The sequence below is a fragment of the Acuticoccus kalidii genome (assembly GCF_021556395.1).
Lineage (GTDB): Bacteria > Pseudomonadota > Alphaproteobacteria > Rhizobiales > Amorphaceae > Acuticoccus > Acuticoccus kalidii.
In genome coordinates this window covers 171,018-189,889 of sequence record NZ_JAKGCS010000017.1, presented here as the reverse complement: position 1 = coordinate 189,889, position 18,872 = coordinate 171,018, and the positions used below count along the sequence as shown (strand labels likewise).

19 protein-coding genes and 1 pseudogene are annotated in these 18,872 nt (G+C 66.4%); 16 read left to right on the top strand and 4 right to left on the bottom strand.

Annotation, left to right across the window (positions count from 1 at the left end; genetic code table 11):
* Nucleotides 1-3: 3 nt before the first annotated feature.
* The gene (locus L1787_RS11015) at nt 4-642 is read left to right on the top strand and encodes a class I SAM-dependent methyltransferase (RefSeq protein ID WP_235708871.1); all 639 of its coding nucleotides are present in this window, start codon (nt 4-6) and stop codon (nt 640-642) included.
* Nucleotides 639-1,577: a penicillin-insensitive murein endopeptidase gene (gene mepA / locus L1787_RS11010; RefSeq protein WP_235708870.1), complete on the top strand. Its 939-nt coding sequence runs from the start codon at nt 639-641 to the stop codon at nt 1,575-1,577. Before L1787_RS11015 ends, mepA begins: the two co-directional genes overlap by 4 nt.
* A 39-nt stretch (nt 1,578-1,616) precedes the next feature.
* Here mepA and L1787_RS11005 read toward each other — a convergent pair whose 3' ends face one another.
* Nucleotides 1,617-2,612 carry a glycosyltransferase gene (locus tag L1787_RS11005; RefSeq protein ID WP_235708869.1) on the bottom strand — a complete coding sequence of 332 codons (996 nt, stop codon included), beginning with the start codon at nt 2,610-2,612 and terminating at the stop codon, nt 1,617-1,619.
* A gap of 66 nt (nt 2,613-2,678) precedes the next feature.
* Nucleotides 2,679-2,891: pseudogene (locus L1787_RS26025) on the bottom strand (glycosyltransferase); the annotation flags it as partial.
* 447 nt (nt 2,892-3,338) lie between these two features.
* Between L1787_RS26025 and L1787_RS10995 the strand changes: the two are divergent.
* The 14 genes from L1787_RS10995 to L1787_RS10930 all read left to right on the top strand — a co-directional run bounded on the left by L1787_RS10995 (nt 3,339) and on the right by L1787_RS10930 (nt 13,970).
* A complete protein-coding gene (locus tag L1787_RS10995; RefSeq protein ID WP_235708867.1) occupies nt 3,339-5,333 on the top strand; it encodes a putative bifunctional diguanylate cyclase/phosphodiesterase in 1,995 nt (664 codons plus the stop codon).
* Between the two features lie 199 nt (nt 5,334-5,532).
* Entirely contained in the window at nt 5,533-6,822 is a 1,290-nt protein-coding gene (gene murA / locus L1787_RS10990) for a UDP-N-acetylglucosamine 1-carboxyvinyltransferase (protein ID WP_235708866.1), read from the top strand.
* Between the two features lie 71 nt (nt 6,823-6,893).
* A complete protein-coding gene (locus L1787_RS10985) occupies nt 6,894-7,358 on the top strand; it encodes a DUF2948 family protein (RefSeq protein WP_255720436.1) in 465 nt (154 codons plus the stop codon).
* Nucleotides 7,358-8,647, top strand: a complete 1,290-nt coding sequence (gene hisD, locus L1787_RS10980; protein ID WP_235708865.1) for a histidinol dehydrogenase — start codon at nt 7,358-7,360, stop codon at nt 8,645-8,647. Before L1787_RS10985 ends, hisD begins: the two co-directional genes overlap by 1 nt.
* A gap of 12 nt (nt 8,648-8,659) precedes the next feature.
* Entirely contained in the window at nt 8,660-9,160 is a 501-nt protein-coding gene (locus L1787_RS10975) for a UPF0262 family protein (RefSeq protein WP_235708864.1), read from the top strand.
* 2 nt (nt 9,161-9,162) lie between these two features.
* Nucleotides 9,163-9,585, top strand: a complete 423-nt coding sequence (locus L1787_RS10970; protein ID WP_235708863.1) for an arsenate-mycothiol transferase ArsC — start codon at nt 9,163-9,165, stop codon at nt 9,583-9,585.
* A 96-nt stretch (nt 9,586-9,681) separates the two neighbouring features.
* The gene (gene infA, locus L1787_RS10965) at nt 9,682-9,900 is read left to right on the top strand and encodes a translation initiation factor IF-1 (RefSeq protein ID WP_108662039.1); all 219 of its coding nucleotides are present in this window, start codon (nt 9,682-9,684) and stop codon (nt 9,898-9,900) included.
* Nucleotides 9,901-9,904: 4 nt separating this feature from the next.
* The gene (locus tag L1787_RS10960) at nt 9,905-10,555 is read left to right on the top strand and encodes a Maf family nucleotide pyrophosphatase (protein WP_235708862.1); all 651 of its coding nucleotides are present in this window, start codon (nt 9,905-9,907) and stop codon (nt 10,553-10,555) included.
* A complete protein-coding gene (yacG, locus tag L1787_RS10955; protein ID WP_235708861.1) occupies nt 10,552-10,761 on the top strand; it encodes a DNA gyrase inhibitor YacG in 210 nt (69 codons plus the stop codon). The genes L1787_RS10960 and yacG overlap by 4 nt, the downstream gene beginning before the upstream one ends.
* A 331-nt stretch (nt 10,762-11,092) precedes the next feature.
* Nucleotides 11,093-11,902, top strand: a complete 810-nt coding sequence (gene minC, locus L1787_RS10950) for a septum site-determining protein MinC (protein ID WP_439648276.1) — start codon at nt 11,093-11,095, stop codon at nt 11,900-11,902.
* 4 nt (nt 11,903-11,906) lie between these two features.
* A complete protein-coding gene (minD, locus tag L1787_RS10945; protein ID WP_235708859.1) occupies nt 11,907-12,722 on the top strand; it encodes a septum site-determining protein MinD in 816 nt (271 codons plus the stop codon).
* Complete coding sequence (gene minE, locus L1787_RS10940; RefSeq protein WP_235708858.1) at nt 12,719-13,003, top strand: cell division topological specificity factor MinE; 285 nt, start codon at nt 12,719-12,721, stop codon at nt 13,001-13,003. Before minD ends, minE begins: the two co-directional genes overlap by 4 nt.
* A gap of 98 nt (nt 13,004-13,101) precedes the next feature.
* On the top strand, nt 13,102-13,227 hold the full coding sequence (gene ykgO / locus L1787_RS10935) for a type B 50S ribosomal protein L36 (RefSeq protein WP_108662046.1): 126 nt from the start codon (nt 13,102-13,104) through the stop codon (nt 13,225-13,227).
* Nucleotides 13,228-13,325: 98 nt separating this feature from the next.
* Nucleotides 13,326-13,970: a tetratricopeptide repeat protein gene (locus L1787_RS10930; protein ID WP_235708857.1), complete on the top strand. Its 645-nt coding sequence runs from the start codon at nt 13,326-13,328 to the stop codon at nt 13,968-13,970.
* A gap of 128 nt (nt 13,971-14,098) precedes the next feature.
* Here the strand turns inward: L1787_RS10930 and L1787_RS10925 are convergent, their stop codons facing one another.
* Both L1787_RS10925 and L1787_RS10920 read right to left on the bottom strand, forming a co-directional pair.
* The gene (locus L1787_RS10925; RefSeq protein WP_235708856.1) at nt 14,099-17,464 is read right to left on the bottom strand and encodes an efflux RND transporter permease subunit; all 3,366 of its coding nucleotides are present in this window, start codon (nt 17,462-17,464) and stop codon (nt 14,099-14,101) included.
* Complete coding sequence (locus L1787_RS10920) at nt 17,464-18,849, bottom strand: efflux RND transporter periplasmic adaptor subunit (protein WP_235708855.1); 1,386 nt, start codon at nt 18,847-18,849, stop codon at nt 17,464-17,466. The genes L1787_RS10925 and L1787_RS10920 overlap by 1 nt, the downstream gene beginning before the upstream one ends.
* Nucleotides 18,850-18,872: the final 23 nt, after the last annotated feature.

The window sequence follows — 18,872 nt, the reverse complement described above, 5'->3', positions numbered from 1 at the left end:
CTTATGGACGCGGCCGAGTTTGTTCGCGCCAACACCGTCCTCGGCACACCATCGCATGTGCCCGAAATCCGACTTCATCTCGCCGACGACGCGATGCCGCTATGGCACAAGACCGAGGAAGAGCTCGCCGAGGTGGGGCTCCCGGCGCCATTTTGGGCGTTCGCCTGGGCCGGCGGGCAGGCGCTCGCCCGCTATGTGCTGGATCATGCGGCGATCGCGTCGGGCCGCCGCGTCCTCGATCTCGGTGCGGGCAGCGGCATCGCCGGGATCGCCGCCGCGATCGCCGGGGCGCGCCATGTCGTGCCGAGCGAACTCGATCGCTTCGCCATCGCCGCAATCGGGATGAACGCCGCCGCGAACAATGTCCGCCTCGACGCGACCGTCGGCGACATTCTCGGCGAGGCGGCGGAGGCCGATCTCGTCCTCGCGGGTGACATCTTCTATGAGCGGCCGCTCGCCGAGCGGGCCTTCGCTTTCCTGCGCCGCGCACAGGCGGACGGGGCCGAGGTGCTGATCGGCGATCCGCGGCGGACCTATCTGCCGTTCGAGGCGCTCGAGCCGGTCGTCACCTATTCGATCACCGTGCCGCTCGCGCTCGAAGACATGGACGTGAAGAAGACGACCGTGTGGCGGCTGAAATGAGCGCGCGGCCGCGGAGCGCCGTCCTGCCGCGGGCAAGGCGCTCGGCCATCGATCGGCTCGCGGGGCCGATCGGACGCGGCGCCGTTCGGACGGGGCTCGTCGTTCTGCTGCTGGCGATCCTTCAGGGGCCGGCGCGGGCCGATCCGCTCGCGAGCGCCGTCTTCGGCGAAATCGCGACGCCGGCGAGCACGCTGCCGCCCCGCGCCATCGGCTCCTATTCGCGCGGCTGTCTCGCCGGTGCCGTGCCGCTGGCCGCGGACGGCGCGAGCTGGCAGGCGATGCGCCTCTCCCGCAACCACAATTGGGGCCACCCGGATCTCGTCGCGTTCGTCGAGCGTTTGGGCGTCGCTGCCTGGGAGGTCGGCCTCAACGGCATTTTGGTCGGCGACCTCAGCCAGCCGCGCGGCGGGCCGATGCCGCACGGACATGCGAGCCACCAGACCGGCCTCGATGTCGATATCTGGCTTCGCGAGATGCCGGCGCCGCGCCTCACCGTCGCCGAGCGCGAGACCTTCCCCTTCCGCACCGTGCTCGACGCGAAGGCCGACGATGTGGATCCCGAACGGCTCACGCCGGCCTTCGCCGCCCTTCTCGGCCGCGCCGCGCGCGATGCGGCGGTGGAGCGCATCTTCGTTCATCCGCTCATCAAGCGGGCGCTGTGCGAGAGCGGGAACGGGGCGACCGGCGAGCGTCCCTGGCTCGGCAAGATCCGGCCTTGGTATGGTCATCACGAGCATTTTCACGTCCGGCTCGCCTGTCCGGCCGGCTCGCCCGACTGCACGCCGCAAAATCCGCCGCCGGACGGGGACGGATGCGGGGAGCAGCTCGCTTACTGGTTCACTCCCGCGCCCTACCAGCCGTCGCCGAACGCTGCGCCGAAGCCGCCGCTCACCTTGGCGCGGATGCCGAACGCGTGCCGCTCTCTCGTCGAGTAGCGGGGGCGCGATCCGCCGGTGCCGGGTGGCGGCGGTCGTTCAGCTCGGGGGATCGGTCTTCAGGAGGTCTCCCTCCACGAAGGTCACGACCGAGCCGAGACCATCTTCCGCGCTGACCTTCTCGCCGAGACGACGGGCGCGATCGGCGACGTCCTCGCCGAGGAGCGGGCGCAGGCGGGTGACGACGTCGTCTTTCGTCAATGACTTGAAGCGAAGCTGATCGCCGACGCCGAGCCGGCGCAGATGCGCGCCCCAGAAGGGCTGCTCGACCGCGAAGGAGGTGATCAGCGTCGGCACCCCCGCCGCGACGCTGGAGTGCAGCGTTCCGGCGCCGCCATGATGGATGGCGGCGGCGCAATAGGGCAGAAGGCGCGCATAGTCGACCGTGTGCGTGCAATAAAGTTCGTCGCTCTCCCCCTCCGGAAAATCCGACCACCCGCCGACGAGGACACCGCGTTGGCCGAGCTCGCGCAGCGCGTTCTTGAAGAGGTCGAGCGTCGCGGCCGTGTCCCCGACGGGCATCGATCCGAAGCCGATGAACACCGGGGCGGGACCTTTGGCGATCCACTCGAGAAGCGCATCGCCGGGGGCTGCGGTGCCGGTGAGATCGCGCAGCGGGCTCGGCGTCGCGATGGTGCCGGGCTGAAAGGCGCCGGCGCCATAATCGTCCGGCATCGGCACGATATGACGGCTCCAGGCGATCGCGACCGGCCGGTTCTCCTTGGTGAGGCGCAACGTGAACGGCTTGCGCGTGACCGGCAGGCCGTGGGCCGTGCGATAGCCGTCGATCATCGGCTTCACGCTGCGTGCGAGCTGGCCGAGGACGAGCGAATAGGTCGTGTGGTTGAGGGGGCCGAGCTGGCGGACCGAGACCACGGGGCTCGGGAAGGCGTGGGTCGGAAGATACGGAAAGAAGGTCGTCGGCAGGAACGGGATCCGCCGAACCGCGGCGACGGCGGCCGGGATGTTCATACCGAGCTGGCCCGACAGGATCACGTCCGCGTCGGCGCTCGCGTCATGGACCCGGCGGAGCATTTCGGCAAAGCCTTGCCGCAATTTCGGAAGGATGGCGCTGGTCTGACTGAAGATATTTCGGCCGCTCGAAATGGTTTTTTGCATATCGGCCGAGGCCATCACCGACTTTGCCTCGAACGGCATATCGATTGCCCGGATGCCGGCTTTTTCGATCCAATCACGCTGATCGGCCGGGGCGGCGAGCTGGACCGAGTGACCCCGATCTTGCAGCGCGGCAGCGATAGCGAGGAATGGCTCGACATCGCCGCGCGTGCCGACTGCGAACGCGAAGATATTCATCTAAACTCCCTGCCGATGGCGTGAGACATCAAGCCTGAGCGTCTGTCTGACCGCATGCGGCACATGAGGTTATCAATATGGCGAGAGGGACGACCACGAATGTCAATATAGTTTAAATCTTTGTGCTAGGCGGGGTGACGGTGAAGATGATTTATTTCACGGAATCTCAGAAGAAGGGCGGCCAAGCGGTGGACTCGACACGGTGTCGCCCGGCTGAGCGTTCTCCCTGACTTCCCGTTCACGAAATTGCCCAAAGGCAAACCTCAATGGTTCCACTCTATTCCGCAATTCGTGAAATCTTATGAAAGAATTACTGCATCAATATTGCTAATCTTCTGGTGTTTGGCCGCAAAAGAGCCGCAATATCCGGTGAGCATAGGTAGGATCTATCGCTCAAGCCTGGGGATAGACAGACGGCGTATTCTCGCTTTTGCGAGGTCATGTAGATTGGAATCCATTGTGCGCGAAGAGCGACCCACCTCGATCCGATATTCGATTGGATATGCTCTCGGGCTCAATCTCCTCTCCATCGTCCTCGTCCTCGCCTTCTATACCGCGATCGTGTTCGTATCGATATCCTCGGTCGATAACGAGCTGGAGGAAACGAGCTACGCGAATGCCCGGAACTGGGCGGAGCATCTCTTGTCGAACCAATCGTCGGCGGCGCGGTTGCTGAACGGCCTCCCGGTTTCCGACGATGAGCGTGCCTTGCTCGAGCGCGTCGTTATCGGTGGTGGGTTCTCCTATATCGAGATTCGGAATGCGGCTGGAGAGATGGTTCTCAATTTCGAGAACCATGAGGATCCCTTCGCGGAGCTTCCGGCCGAAACGCTCGAATATTTCACCGCTTTGCCCGCCCACGGGAGTCCGGCGCAGATCCTGAAGCTGGATGCGGGCGACGAGCCGCGGTTTATCGTTCGTTCAGAGGTGCCCTTCGTCGCCGCCAACGGGCGAACCACGGGGACTGCGGTGCTTTATCGGGACGAGACGCACATGCGGTCGATCTATCGCGACGAGATGGTCGGTTCGATCGTTTTGACTTCGGCGTTGGTCGCGCTGGCAATTCTATCCTCATGCATGGTCGCCTTCCTCCTATTTCGGCAGCGGCGGGCGGATGAGCAGATCAACTTCCTCGCGCATCATGATCCTTTGACCGGCATCGCCAATCGTTACGAATTCCAGCGCCGTCTCTCCGAATCGACCCGCCGCGCGCGCCTGTCGGGTGACACCTTCGCCGTCCACTTCATCGACCTCGACGGCTTCAAGTTCATCAACGATTCGCTCGGCCACGACGTTGGTGATGCGGTGCTCCGCTGCATCGCCGGGCGAACGCTCGCGCATTTGTCGGCAGATGAACCCTTCGCTCGGCTGGGTGGAGACGAGTTCGCCATCCTCCAGCCGATCGATTCGGCCGATCAGGCGATGGCTCTTGCCGAGAATATCGTCCGTGATATCCGGCAGATCGAAACCGTCGAAAATCATCCGGTCAGCATTAGCGCGAGCCTCGGCATCGCGATCCTCCCGGATCACGGAATCGAACCCGAAATGATCCAGAAGTGCGCCGACATTGCGCTTTATCGGGCGAAGGAGAGTGGACGGGACCATGCCGTTCTCTACGAGCCGGGCATGGACGAGATCCAGCGGGCGCGTGTCATGATGCGGCTTCAGCTTCGCCGTGCTGTCGAGGCGTCGAGTTTCCTTCTCAACTTCCAGCCCATTCATCGCGCCGACGACGAAGCCTTGTCCGGATTCGAGGCGCTTCTGCGGCTGCCCGACGAGAACGGTGGCTTCATTCCGCCGGACAAGTTCATTCCGGTCGCCGAAGAGATGGGTCTTACGCCGCGCATCGGCGCGTGGGTGCTGAAGCGAGCGTGCCGCGTGGCCGCCGAATGGGACCCTTCGCTTTCCGTTTCCGTGAACCTTTCGCCGCAACAGTTCGAAGGCAATGTCGTTGCGGTCGTCGCGGCGGCTTTGAAGGAGAGCGGGCTCGACGGGAGCCGGCTATCTCTCGAAGTGACGGAAAGCCTGCTCATCAAGGATTCGGCGAAAGTCGGCCATCAGCTTGGCGAGCTGAAGCAGCTCGGTGTCCGTCTCGTCATGGACGACTTCGGCACCGGCTATTCGAGCCTCAGCTATCTCTGGAAGTTCCCGTTCGACAAGGTGAAGGTCGATCGGTCCTATTTCATGTCGCTGGGCCAAGCCGATCGCGTCGGCGAAGTTCTGCGGACAATCAGCGCGATGAGCGTCGCCATGGATCTCGATGTGACGGCGGAAGGCATCGAAACGGAAACGCAGCGTCAGTTTGCGCGCGAGGCGGGTTACGACGAGCTGCAAGGCTACTTCTATAGCCGGCCGCTGCCGGAAGCAGATGTCGCATCCTATATCGGGGCACACGGCCGGCGGGAGTCGCCCGGTCCCTATATCGTCTCCGTCAGCGCCTGATCATCCCGTGCGGCATTGGCCCGGGCAGCTTCGTTGTGATCTAAATGTCGCAGGCTCCGGGATGTCGGCGGACTCTCCGGCGAGGAGTCGCGATGGTCGTTGATTGCGGCCTCAGCCTCTCGTAGCGACTCGATATTCTGGGGTCGGTCCCGTTTCGCTCTGACTGCCCCCTGCGTATTTCGAGTTGAGGGGGCGGGCTATGGATCGCATTCGCATCAAGGGCGGTGCTCCGCTTGAGGGGACCATCCCCATTTCGGGCGCGAAGAACGCGGCCCTGCCGCTGATGATCGCCTCTCTTCTGACCGACGAGACGCTGACGCTCGAAAACGTCCCGCGCCTCGCCGACGTTCAGCAGCTCTTCCACATCCTCGCCAATCACGGCGTCGACACCTCCTTCCAGGGCAAACGCTCCGGGCAGGACCAGCTCGCCGGGCAAACCGTCGACCTCCTCGCCCGTGCGATCGTCGACACCACAGCGCCCTATGACCTCGTGTCCAAGATGCGGGCGAGCTTCTGGGTCATCGGCCCGCTCCTCGCGCGGATGGGCGAGGCGCGCGTCTCGCTGCCCGGCGGCTGCGCGATCGGCACGCGTCCTGTGGATTTCTTCATCGACGGTCTGCGCGACCTCGGCGCCGAGATCGACATCGATCGCGGCTATGTCGTCGCCAAGGCGCGCGGCGGCCTCATCGGCAACCGCGTGCGCCTGCCCAAGGCCTCGGTCGGCGCGACGCACACGCTGCTGATGGCCTCGACGCTCGCCCGCGGCGAGACGGTGATCGAGAACGCCGCCTGCGAGCCGGAAATCGCCGACCTCGCCGAGTGCCTCATCGCCATGGGGGCGAAGATCGAGGGACACGGCAACTCGACCATTTATATCGAGGGTGTGCCCCGCCTGCGCGGCGCACGTCACACGGTGATGCCGGACCGGATCGAGACGGGCACCTACGCCCTTGCGGTCGCGATGGCCGGCGGCGATGTGACCCTCGAGGGCGCGAGCCCCACCCATCTCGAACGCCCGATCGAGCTGATGCGCGAGGCCGGGGCGGACATCACCGTCACCAATCGCGGGCTGCGCGTGAAGCGCAACGGCCACGGCATCTATGCGGTCGACGCCGAAACCGCGCCCTATCCGGGCTTCCCGACCGACCTTCAGGCGCAGTTCATGGCGCTGATGACGGCCGGCAAGGGCACCAGCCACGTCACCGAGACGATCTTCGAGAACCGCTTCATGCACGTTCAGGAGCTCGCGCGGCTCGGTGCGAATATCTCCCTCAACGGACAGACGGCGACCATCGAGGGCGTCAAGTCGCTGAAGGGCGCGCCGGTGATGGCGACGGACCTTCGCGCCTCGGTCTCGCTCGTGATCGCGGGGCTGGCCGCCGAAGGCGAGACGGAAGTCTCCCGCATCTATCATCTCGATCGCGGTTTCGAGCGCCTCGAGCAGAAATTGTCGCGATGCGGGGCGCAGATCGAACGCGTTTCGGGCTGACCCCTCGCGGCGCGCGCCGAACCCGGTTATAGGGCGAGGCTGAACCGACCCCTACGCCGGACGCCGCAACCATGTCGACGATTCGCCCGCTGAAGCTCTACGCACTCGATCTCGATGATCTGACGGTCATCTCCGCTCATGTGCAGGACGCCGTGGTGAAGGTGGCCGATATCCGCTGGTCGCCGACCTCGGCCCAGTTCTCGCTGCCGATGAACCGCTTCGCCTGGGAGCGCACGTCCGCGCGCAAGACCCGCCGCGAGGGCGACCAGCGCCGTCGTTCCGTGCTCCATTTCGACCGGGTTCGCAGCGTGCGCGCCACCGGGATCGGGCCGAACGAGAAGGATGCGGTGATTTCGATCCTCGCCATCGTGTTCGATCCGGGCGAAGCGCCGGGCGGGGCGATCACGCTCGTTTGCTCCGGCGACACGGCGATCCGTCTCGAGGTGGAGTGCATCGAGACGCAGCTCACCGATCTCGGCGCGGCGTGGAGCGCGTCGATGCGACCGAACCACCGCCTGGGGAAGGAGGCTCGCTGATGCGCCGTCTCGATACCCGCGACTCCCACTTCGCCGACAGCTTCGCCGCGCTCCTCGCCGATCAGCGCGAGCTCTCGCAGGACGTGACCGACATTGTCGCCGGCATCATCGCCGACGTGCGCGCCCGCGGCGACGCGGCGCTCGCCGAATACACCAAGCGGTTCGATCGGTTCGATTACGCCGCGCATCCGATGCGGGTGACGCGCGAGGAAATCGCCGCGGCGCGCGCCGCGGTGTCGAACGAGGCGATCGAGGCGCTGTCCTTCGCGCGCGATCGCATCGCCGCCTTCCACGAGCGCCAGCGCCCCGCCGATGCACGTTATGTCGACGAGGCGGGCGCGACGCTCGGCTGGCGCTGGACACCGCTATCCTCGGTCGGGCTCTACGTGCCGGGTGGCCTTGCGGCCTATCCGAGCTCGGTGCTGATGAACGCGGTGCCCGCCAAGGTCGCCGGTGTGGAGCGGATCGTCATCACCGTGCCCGCGCCGGATGCCGTTCTCGCGCCGATCGTGCTCGCGGCCGCCGATCTCGCGGGCGTTACCGAGATTTACCGCGTCGGCGGCGCGCAGGCGATCGCGGCCCTCGCCTACGGCACCGAGACGATCGCCCCCGTCGACAAGATCGTGGGGCCGGGCAACGCCTTCGTGGCCTCGGCCAAGCGCCAGGTCTTCGGCGCGGTCGGGATCGACCTCGTCGCCGGTCCGTCGGAGGTCGTCGTCGTCGCCGATCACACCGCGAATCCCGAGCACATCGCGGCCGACCTCCTCGCCCAGGCCGAGCACGACGAGGCGGCGCAGTCGATCCTCATCACCAACGATCCGATGCTCGCCGAGGACGTGGCGAATGCGGTCGAGCGGCAGCTCGTCGAGCTTCCGCGCCGCGACGTTGCCACCGCGAGCTGGCGCGAGCATGGCGCCATCATCCGGGTGGGTGAGCTTGACGAAGCCGTCGATCTCGTCGACCGGCTCGCCCCCGAACACCTCGAACTCGCCATCGCCGACCCGGACGCTCTCGCCGAACGGATCACCCATGCCGGCGCGATCTTCCTCGGCACGCAGACGCCCGAGGCGATCGGTGATTATGTCGCGGGCACCAACCACGTCCTGCCGACGAGCCGTTCGGCGCGCTTCTCCTCGGGCCTTTCACTGCTCGACTTCATGAAGCGCACCACGCTTCTCGGCGTCGGGACCGAGGGGCTCAAGGCGTTGGCCGACCACGCGATGCAGCTCGCGTCCACCGAAGGGCTCGACGCGCACCGCCTCTCGATCCTGCGGCGGCTCGAAGGCTGATCGGCGTGTCCGATGGTCGATGAGCCCGCGCCGACCGACACGCCGAAGCCCGACCGTCTCGTCGTCGTGACGCTCGACGAGACGTCGATCGAGCGCGGCAACCCGGATGTCGAGCACGAACGGGCGATCGCGGTCTACGACCTCCTCGAGGAAAACCACTTCCGCCCGCTCGACAGCCCGCCCGGCCCCTACCGGCTGCATCTGGCGATCCGGGAAAACCGCCTCGTCTTCAATCTCGCGACCGAAGACGGCACGGGCTTCATGACGCACATCCTGTCGCTGAAGCCGCTGCGAAAGGTGGTGAAGGATTATTTCTTGATCTGCGAAAGCTACTTTTCGGCGATCCGCTCGGCGGCGCCGGCGCAGATCGAAGCGATCGACATGGGCCGGCGGGGTGTCCACAACGAAGGCTCGCGGCTTCTGATCGAGCGGCTCGAAGGCAAGATCGAGGTCGATCACGATACGGCGCGCCGGCTGTTCACGCTGATCTGCGCGCTTCATTTCAAGGGGTGAACGTGACGACACCCCTCGGGTCGGTGCTCTTCGTGTGCCGGCACAACGCGATCCGCTCGCCGATGGCCGCCGCCTTTGCCCGCATCTACGCGCCGGCCGTCTATATCCGCTCCGCCGGGGTCGAGCATGGCCGGCCGGACCCGTTCGCCGCCGCCGTGATGGCCGAGCGCGAGCTCGACATCTCGAAACGCATGCCGCGCACGCTGGACGAGCTCGCCGACACCTCGTTCGATCTCGTCGTCACGTTGGCGCCGGAGGCGCACCATCACGTTCTCGATCTCGCCAGAACGCAGTCCTTCGATGTAGAGTACTGGCCAACGCTCGACCCGTCGGGTACGGATGGGTCTCGCGAGCAGATTATGGATAGCTACCGCTCCTGCCGTGACGCGCTGGATGCGATGGTGCGCGAGCGGTTTGCGCGTTAGTCGCGGCACTGGAACCTCTTGCCGCAGTTCTTACCTTATTGCATGGATAGCGGCATAGGCCGCACGTCCGGTGTGCAACCAACCCAAAAGGCGCCCATGGCGAAAGAAGAAGTATTGGAGTTTCCGGGGCAAGTGACCGAACTCCTGCCCAACGCGACATTCCGCGTGAAACTCGAGAACGACCACGAGATCATCGCCCACACGGCCGGTCGGATGCGCAAGAACCGCATTCGCGTGCTCGCTGGCGACAAGGTCTTGGTCGAGATGACCCCGTACGACCTCACCAAGGGTCGCATTACCTACCGTTACAAGTGAGCCGATGGCGCGAGCGCGCGGCAATTCCGTTCTCGTTCTGGCGTCCGGTTCGCCACGGCGGCTCCAGCTTCTAGAGCAGATCGGATACGTACCGGATCATCTGTCTCCTGCCGACATCGACGAGACGCCCCTCACCAAGGAGCGTCCGAAGACCTATGCCTTGCGCCTCGCGCGTCGGAAGGCCGAGGTCGCGTGGGACCGGGTGCGTGAGGTGCTCGATCCGACCAACACTTATGTGCTCGCGGCCGACACCGTCGTTTGTCTCGGCCGGCGCATCCTGCCGAAAGCGGATTCCTTCGAGGTCGCCGAGGCGTGCCTCAAAAATCTGTCCGGCAACAATCACCGGGTGATGACCGCCGTCGTCGTGAAGGGGCCGCGCGGGAAGATGCGCGAGCGGCTCGTCGAGACGCGGGTCAAGATGAAGCGCCTCTCCGACCGTGAGATCGCCGACTATCTGGCGAGCGCCGAATGGGACGGGAAGGCCGGGGGTTACGCGATCCAGGGGCGCGCGGGCGGGTTCGTCACCGGGCTCGTCGGGTCGTATTTCAACGTCGTCGGACTGCCGCTCTACGAGACCGAGAGCCTTCTGGGCGGCTCCGGCTTCAAGCGTGATCCGTCGTCGCTCCCCGCGGACGGTGTGGCCGACCTCTCATGAGCGGAGCGCAGAACGACAATATTCCCGGCTCCACGGGCAAGCCGTGCCCGATCTGCGGCAAGCCGGCGATGATCACGACGCGCCCGTTCTGCTCGAAGCGGTGCAAGGACGTCGATCTACACCGATGGCTCGGCGGCCATTACGCGATCCCGGTGGTCGAGGAGGACACGAGCGCCGTCCCCGACACCGAGGAAGACGAGCGATAGACGGCGTTCGCCGATGATGACGCGAAGTGAAGACGCCGTCTTCGGGGGGCAAACCGGCGTCGCCGGCGCCACATTTCTGACGCGATCCGAAGTGATGGGACCGCGTTTCTTTTGATCCTTACCCTGATCGCGCCGAAACGATCGCGGTAATAACAAAATATTAAGCAAAAAGCTAAATTTCGTCCGATCGGTTGGTTGACGGTTCGATCCGCGGTTATGTCCGGAATCTGTGGATGGCCGTCCTCAGAGGGTGCAACGAATCAGTCGTTAACCAATCCTTCACCGCGTTCGTATTGAGATTGGTCATTACGCGGAACCGGACTGAACGCTCGTGCAACAGACAACACCTTCACAGCGCGCCATCCGGTTCACGGGCCGCTCCTTCATGGCGTTCGTGCTATCGCCTCAGCCGCCCGTGGCCGAGTGGCTCGAAGACTTCGACACGTTCGCGCGGCGCAGTCCGGGCTTTTTCGCCGGACGGCCCGTGGTGGTGGACATCTCCCATATGCCGCCGACGCGGCCGGAGCTCGTCCACCTGATCACCGAGTTGAAGCGGCGGCACATCACCATCATGGGGCTCGATGGCCGCGCCCCCGGCGAACTCGGTGCCGATGCGCGCGGTTTGCCGCCGATCCTGTCCGGCGGCAAGGAAATCGCCGGGCTCGCCCAGCTCGCGGAGACCGCAGGATCAGCCGCCGACAAGGCGGATTCGGCGGAAAGCAGTGTCCCGAAGCCCGATCTCGACGCCGTCGCGGAAGCCGCGATCGCCGCAGTCGAGAAGGCGATCGAGGAGCCCAGCGAGCCCGATACGCTGATCATCGACGCGCCGATCCGATCGGGTCAGTCGGTGGTCAATCTCAAAGGCGACGTCACCGTCATCGGTTCCGTCGCATCCGGCTCGGAAGTGATCGCAGCCGGCTCGATTCACGTTTATGGCGCGCTCCGCGGACGCGCCATCGCCGGCTCGAACGGCAACCGCAAGGCGCGCATCTTCGCGCAGGCGCTGCATGCCGAGCTCGTCGCGATCGACGGTCTCTACAAGACCGCGGAAGATTTGGAGCGCGGCTTCGTGGGCCGCGCCGTCCAAGCATGGCTCGACGGCGACGCCCTCAAGATGGCCGCCTTCAATGGAAAGGGATGAACGGATGGCGAAAGTCCTGGTTGTCACGTCCGGCAAGGGGGGCGTCGGCAAGACCACATCAACCGCCGCGCTTGGCGCCGCGCTCGCAAAGACGGGCGCCAATGTCGCCATCGTCGATTTCGACGTGGGTCTGCGCAATCTCGACCTCGTCATGGGGGCCGAGCGTCGCGTGGTGTTCGACCTCATCAACGTCATCAACGGCGATGCGAAGCTCAATCAGGCGCTGATCCGCGACAAGCGGATCGACACCCTGTCGCTGCTTCCCGCCTCTCAGACGCGCGACAAAGACGCCCTCACCGAAGACGGCGTCGATCGCGTGATCGGCGAAATGCGCGAGAAGTTCGACTATATTCTCTGCGACAGCCCCGCCGGTATCGAACGCGGCGCGACGCTCGCCATGCGCCATGCCGACGTCGCGATCGTCACCACCAACCCCGAAGTCTCGTCCGTGCGTGACTCCGACCGCATCATCGGTCTTCTCGACTCGAAGACCATGAAGGCCGAAAACGACGAGCGAATCGACAAGTTCCTCCTGCTGACCCGTTACGACCCGGCGCGCGCCGAGCGTGGCGAGATGCTGAAGGTCGATGACGTTCTGGAGATCCTGTCGATCCCGCTCCTCGCGGTCGTGCCGGAAAGCCAAGACGTGTTGAAAGCGTCTAACCTTGGCATGCCGGTCACGCTGGGCTCGCCCGCATCGATCGCCTCCAAGGCCTATACGGATGCCGCGCGCCGACTGATGGGCGAAGACGTCCAGATCCAGATCCCGACCGATCGTCGGGGCCTGTTTGGAAAGATTTTCGCAAGGAAGGCAGCATGAACCTACTCGAGCTCTTCCGAAAGAAGTCCTCCGCGCCGGTGGCGCGCGAGCGGCTTCAGATCATCCTCGCGCACGAACGTGCCGCGCTCGGAAACTCCGACCTCGTCGCCCAGCTCCGCGAGGAGATCCTCGCCGTGATCGCGAAGCATATGCCGATCGACCACGACAAGGTGAAGGTGGCGATGGATCGGGGTAACGAAGTCTCCCTCCTCGAAGTCGAGGTGGAGCTGCCGTTGCACGATCAGCAAGGCGAACCGGTCCGTCTCGCCGCGACGGGTTGACACTCGACCGCCGACTTCCCTAATAGACGGTGCTTACGGCGCGGACCCTCCGCGCCGTTCTTTCGTTTGCCGACGTTTGTATTCGTCCAGGACCAGTCATGAAGATCAAGAACTCGCTCAAGGCGCTGATGGCGCGTGACCGCAACAACAAGCTGGTCCGTCGCAAGGGTCGCGTCTACATCATCAATAAGAAGGCCCCCCGCTATAAGGCGCGTCAGGGCTGAGCTTTGGCTTGCGCGGGGCTGACTCCGCGCGCCGATCACGCACTTGCGACAGCATCACCCCTTTGACGGCCCCCGCTGGGCGGCCGCATAATGGGGCTATGATCAAGGTTGCAAGCTCACTCGTGTTGCTCGTCGCGCTTGCCGTCCCCGTAAGCGCCCAACAATCCGGTTCCGTGCCCACGGTGCCGGGCATCACCTCCGACGCGGCGAACGCGAAGGGGGATCGACGCGACTCGGCCTCGAACACGGCCGAAGAGCGCCGCGAAGCGCGGCTCGATCTGATGTACGGCCGCCTCGCCAACGCCAAGACCAAGCGTCGGGCGGACCGGATCGCGTCCTATATCGTACGCCGTCTGTCCCAATCGGGCAGTCCGACCGTCGATCTGCTGATGGAGCGCTCGGCCACCGCCATCAAGGAGCGCCGCTTCGCCGACGCGCTCGATCTGCTGGACGGCGTCGTCCGCCTTCAGCCGGATTTCGCGGAAGGCTGGAACCGCCGCGCGACCGTCCATTTCATGATGGAGCATTACGGCCAGGCCGTCGCCGATATCGAGCAGGTGCTGCAGCGGGAGCCGCGCCATTGGGGCGCCCTCGTCGGCTTCGCGATGATTCTCGTCACGCTGGAGCGCAAGGCCGAAGCCGTCGAGGTGATGGACCGTGCGCTGGCCGTCCACCCCTTCCTCGAAGACACCCGCACCCGCCGGGATCGCTATGCCGCGGAAATCGCCGGTCTCGACATCTGAGGCGACCGCAAAGGTGGCGCGCGACGTGGGATTACGTGGCGCGCTTTTCTGCATTGGCCGGGCCGGCCCGCGCGCCGGCCACCTCGCACATCACGCACCGCCACACGCCTGATGCGCCGCGCGCCGGGCTAACGCGCCGCCGCCCCCCGGTCCGCCCGTTCCCCGATCAGAACGCGGAAGACGCGCCCGATATCGAACCCGATGCCGATCAGCGTCGGCACGAGGATGAGGACGAGCACCGTCGCCGCCGCGAGCCCGAAGACGATCGTCACCGCCATCGGCAACAAGAACTGCGCCGACATCGACGTTTCGAACAGCAACGGGAACAGCCCGCCAATCGTCGTCAACGACGTGAGGAGCACCGCGCGCAGCCTGTCCGCGCTGGCGCCGACCGCGGCCGCCGCGTGGTCTTCGCCGTCCTCGATCCGCTCGTCGAACCGTTTGACGAGGATGATCGAGTCGTTGACGAGGATCCCCGCGAGGCCGAGGAGCCCGACGAAGCTGACGATCGTCAGGCTCATCCCGAGCGCGACATGGCCGATGATCGCGCCGACGGCCCCGAACGGAATGATCATCATGATCACGATCGGTCGCCAATAAGAGCCGAACACCAGCGCGAGCGTGAGATAGATCACGATCATCGCAAGATAGGCCCCCTGACGCAGATCCTCGAACGAGCGCCGCCTTTCCCTGTCGCGTCCGGCGAACTCGCCGCGCACATCGTATTGGGCGGTGACGCCCGGCAGGATCTCCTCGGCGATCCGGCGCGTGACGTCCTGAGGCGAGGCGACCGCCGGGTCGACATCGGCGGTGACGGCGATGGTGACGACGCCGTCGCGCCGCAGGATGAGCGAGAAGGTGTTGCGCTCGGTCAGCGCGGCGACCTCGGTGAGCGGCACGAAGGTGCCGTTCGGGGCGCGCAGGAAGATGTCCTCCAAGGGCACGGGCGCGCCGCCGACGCGCTGGCGCACCCGCACGGGCACCTCCTCCTCCCCCTGGGCGAGGCGGCGGGCGATCTCGCCCTCGAACGCGCCGCGGATCTGCCGGCCGATGGTCTCGACCGAGAAGCCGAGCGCTGCGCCGCGGGGGGTGAGCGCGATGGTGATCTCCGGCTTGCCATAGGGCAGATCGTCGGTGATGGCCGAGACGCCCGGAAAGTCCTCCATCGCCGCCATCACGTCGGCTGCGGCGGCCTTCAGCGAGGCCGCGTCGCCGCCGGTGAGCTTGAGGTCGATATCGCGCCCCGGCGGGCCGCCGCGCCGCTCGGCGATCGACGCGCGTTTGAGGCCGGAAAGCTGCGGCATCGCCTCGGTCCAGGCCCGCACCAGATGCGGCGTTCGCACCGATCGCGTCTCCGATGGGGTGAGCTGGACCGCGATGGTGGCGAGATTGTCGCCCCGATCGCGGCCGGAGCGGCCGATCAGGGCATAGACGTCCTCGACGAGCGCTTCTCCCGGCGGCGCGAGCTCGGCCTCGACCCGTTCGAGCGCGGCCTCGATCGCCTGCACGCCCGCGATCGCCTCCTCGCGCGGCGTGCCGGGCTGAAACTCGACCCGAGCCATCACGAATTCGGCCTCGGGGGAGGGGAAGAAGATGAAGCGCACGTGGCCGCCGCCGAGATAGAGCCCGTAGACCACGATCATCACCGCCGCGATCGCGAGGGCGAGCGTGGTGTAGCGGAAGGCGTAGCTCGCGGCGACGATGCGGGTGAACAGCCCGTCCCGGAAGCCGTTGAAGCGCCGATCAAACGCCGTCCTGAAGCGCTGGAGCGGCGACGGGCGCGCCATGCGTCCGCTCCGCCGCGCGAGACGCCGCTCGACGAGGCCGGCCAAAGCGAGCCCGACAAGGATCGCGACGACCGCGAGAAGGCTCGCCGGAAGCTCGAGGACGGGCCGCAACAGCGCGAGAGGGCCGGTGCCGCCAGGGGCCGCGAAATGCGCACCAGCGTTGATGAGAGCCCCGATAAAGGCCGCTCCGATACCGGCCATGACCGTGAGGCGCAGGAAGCGGCCGATCGCCAGCCCCGATGGCGGGCGCCCGGAATGGGCGAGGTGGCCGGGAAGGACGAAGAAGCACTCGATCAGCGAGGCGACGATGATCGCGATCCCGACGAGCGGGAGCACCGCCATCATCTGCCCGATAATGTCGCGCATCAAAAAGATCGGGGCGAGGGCCGCGATCGTCGTCAGCGAGGAGGCGAGGACGGGCACCAGCATTTCGGTCGCGCCGCGCGTCGCCGCCTCCTCCGGCGGCACCCCGCGAGAGGCGAGCGTGTCGGCGTGCTCACCGACCACGATCGCGTCGTCGACGATGACGCCGAGCATCATGATCAGCGCGAACAATGAGATCATGTTGATCGACTGCCCGGTCGCGAGCATCACGGCGAGCGTGCCGGCGAAGGCGACGGGAACGCCGAGCGCCACCCAAAAGGCGATCCGCGCGTCGAGAAACAGGAAGAGCACGACGAGAACGAAGGCGAGCCCCTGCCAGCCATTGGTGATCAGCATCGAGATGCGATCCCAGAGCTGCACGGTGCTGACATCGTAGAGCTTGATCGTGAGGCTCGCGGGAAGGATACGCGACACCTCGTCGACATAGTCGCGCACGATGCGGTCCGTCGCCAGCGCATCCGCGGTCTGCGCCCGCTCGACGGTGAGCTCGATCGCCGGATTGCCGTTCCGCAGCCCGGTGATCGAGCCGCGCGCGAAACCGGCCGAGACGTCCGCGACGTCCCCGATCCGGATCCGTTCCCCGTTGCCGAGCGCCTTCACCGTGATCGCCGCGATCGCGGTCGGCGTCTCCTCGTCCGACACGACGCGCACCTGGCGATCGACCGCCCCGTCGAGGACGCCGGACGGGCGGTCGACGGTGTTGGTTCGGATCGCCGTCGCGATATCCTCGGTGGTGAGACCGAGGCGCAGAAGGTCGTGCTCGCGCGCGTCGACGATGATCTCCCGCTCGCGAAGGCCGCCGAAGGAGATCTTGTCGAGCCCGCGCGCGAGGAGGTCGTCGCGAATGCGGCGCGCGAAGACCTGCAGCGCCTCCTCGGAGAACGGGCCGGACAGGCTGATCTTGCCGACCGGATCGCGCATCGTGTCGTACCGGATGACGGGCGTTTCGGCCTCTTCCGGCAGGGTGGTGATCGCGGCGACCGCCTGCTCGACATCGTTGAGCGCCTTCTGCATCGCCGTGCCCGGCTCGAAGGCGATGGAGGTGAAGGCGGAGCCGTCGCGCGCGATCGACCGTGTGTTGTCGACCCCGTCGAGAAAGCGCACCGCCGGCTCGACGGCGGACAGGATATTCTTGCTGACGTCCTCCGCGCTCGCGCCCGGCCAGGGGATCGAGACTTCGATCTCGTTGAGCTCGGTCGGCGGCCAGAAGCGCGTCGTGAGGTTGGTGACGGCGAAGAAGCCGAGCACCAGCATCAGGATCATCAGGAGATTGGCGGCGTTCGGATGCTTCGCGAACTGCGCGATCAGCGAAGCGGGCGTCACTAAGAGCGCTCCCGCGTGGTCTCTTGCCGGCGGGGGCGGCGCTGCGGCGCCTCCTCGACGGGCGCCGCGGGGGATAGCGAAGTCGGTGGCGGCGGGGTCAGATCGGCAAGGCTCGGCGAGGGCGGCGGACCGACACGGCGCACCTTGATCCCTTCGCCCACCTCGGCGAGCCGGGTGGTGACCACGGCATCGCCGGTCTCGACCGCGCCGGAGAGGATCACCTCGCCATCATCGAGCGCGAGCAGGCGGACCGGCACCGCCTTCAACCGCGCCGCCTCGGTGATGACATAGACGACGTCGCCATAGAGCGCCGTCGCCGGCAGGCGCACGGAGCCCGGATGGACCGGGCCCGGCACCGTCACCTCGACGAAGGCGCCGGGGCGCGGCACCGGCCGCCCCTCGGGCGTCACCAGCCGGGCGAACACGTCGACGCCGCCGGTGTCGCTCGCGATGTCGGCGCCGACGCGGGTGATGTGCGCCTCGTAATCGAGCGGGATGTCGCCGATCCGCCACGTGACGCTCACCGGCGCGCCGATCAACGAGCCGCCGGCGAGAAGGCGGCCATAGCGCTGGTCGGAGAGCACGAAGCGCACGTCGACCGCGTCGGCCCCGATGAGCGAGACGGCGACGTCGTTCGCGCCGAGAAGCTGGCCGATCGCGGCGCTCTCATCGCGGATAATGGCGGTAAATGGGGCGGTGAGGACGGTGTCGCGCAGCGCCCGCTCGGCGCTCTCGACGGCCGATTCGAGCCGCTCCACCGCCGCGATCTGCTGATCGAGCCGGGCTTCCTCCGCCTTCAGCGTGTAGCGCCGCTGGTCGAGTGTCTGGTTCGCCTGGCTGACGAGAAGGCGGCGATCGTCGACCCCCTTCTCGGTAATGTTGCCGGAGGAGACGAGCTGCCGCGCGCGGGAAAGGTCGCGTGTCGCGAGTTCGAGCTGTTCCTCGGCGCGTTCGAGCGCGCTCGTCTCCATCGCGATGCGGGCGGCGGCTTCCTCGCGGCCGGCGACGGCCTCGGCGAGCTGGGCGCGCGCCTCGCGCAGCGCGCCTTCATAGGCGAAGGGGTCGATCGTGACGAGCGCGGCGCCCTTCTCGACGGTCTCGCCGACCTTCAGCCGGTCGTGGACGTCGACCACCTCACCGGGAGAGGCGACGCGCAGCTCTGCGCTTTCGGCCGCGACGATGGTGCCGAACGCGCGAAGCGTCGCGCGGTTGGTGTCGACCGCGGCGTCGCTCGCCGTGACGGGGTAAACGGTTTCCTCGCCCTGTGGCGGCAGGCCGCCTTGATAGGGCGAGGTGCTTACGAGGCGTTCGGTGGCGAGGAACGCCCCGAAGAGGACGAGCGCGGGCAACACCGCCTGCGCGCCGATTCGGAGGGCGCGCGTCATCGGAAGCGACCTTCGCCGCTTCC

What these genes read in the sequence shown, in the direction of transcription:
- L1787_RS10960 (WP_235708862.1), top strand. Translation starts at nt 9,905, where the DNA reads ATGGCGCGAGCGCGCGGCAATTCCGTTCTCGTTCTGGCGTCCGGTTCG.
- yacG (WP_235708861.1), top strand. Translation starts at nt 10,552, where the DNA reads ATGAGCGGAGCGCAGAACGACAATATTCCCGGCTCCACGGGCAAGCCG.
- L1787_RS10930 (WP_235708857.1), top strand. Translation starts at nt 13,326, where the DNA reads ATGATCAAGGTTGCAAGCTCACTCGTGTTGCTCGTCGCGCTTGCCGTC.
- minE (WP_235708858.1), top strand. Translation starts at nt 12,719, where the DNA reads ATGAACCTACTCGAGCTCTTCCGAAAGAAGTCCTCCGCGCCGGTGGCG.
- L1787_RS11015 (WP_235708871.1), top strand. Translation starts at nt 4, where the DNA reads ATGGACGCGGCCGAGTTTGTTCGCGCCAACACCGTCCTCGGCACACCA.
- L1787_RS11005 (WP_235708869.1), bottom strand. Translation starts at nt 2,612, where the DNA reads ATGCTCCGCCGGGTCCATGACGCGAGCGCCGACGCGGACGTGATCCTG.
- murA (WP_235708866.1), top strand. Translation starts at nt 5,533, where the DNA reads ATGGATCGCATTCGCATCAAGGGCGGTGCTCCGCTTGAGGGGACCATC.
- minD (WP_235708859.1), top strand. Translation starts at nt 11,907, where the DNA reads ATGGCGAAAGTCCTGGTTGTCACGTCCGGCAAGGGGGGCGTCGGCAAG.
- ykgO (WP_108662046.1), top strand. Translation starts at nt 13,102, where the DNA reads ATGAAGATCAAGAACTCGCTCAAGGCGCTGATGGCGCGTGACCGCAAC.
- L1787_RS10985 (WP_255720436.1), top strand. Translation starts at nt 6,894, where the DNA reads ATGTCGACGATTCGCCCGCTGAAGCTCTACGCACTCGATCTCGATGAT.
- hisD (WP_235708865.1), top strand. Translation starts at nt 7,358, where the DNA reads ATGCGCCGTCTCGATACCCGCGACTCCCACTTCGCCGACAGCTTCGCC.
- infA (WP_108662039.1), top strand. Translation starts at nt 9,682, where the DNA reads ATGGCGAAAGAAGAAGTATTGGAGTTTCCGGGGCAAGTGACCGAACTC.
- L1787_RS10920 (WP_235708855.1), bottom strand. Translation starts at nt 18,849, where the DNA reads ATGACGCGCGCCCTCCGAATCGGCGCGCAGGCGGTGTTGCCCGCGCTC.
- L1787_RS10975 (WP_235708864.1), top strand. Translation starts at nt 8,660, where the DNA reads ATGGTCGATGAGCCCGCGCCGACCGACACGCCGAAGCCCGACCGTCTC.
- mepA (WP_235708870.1), top strand. Translation starts at nt 639, where the DNA reads ATGAGCGCGCGGCCGCGGAGCGCCGTCCTGCCGCGGGCAAGGCGCTCG.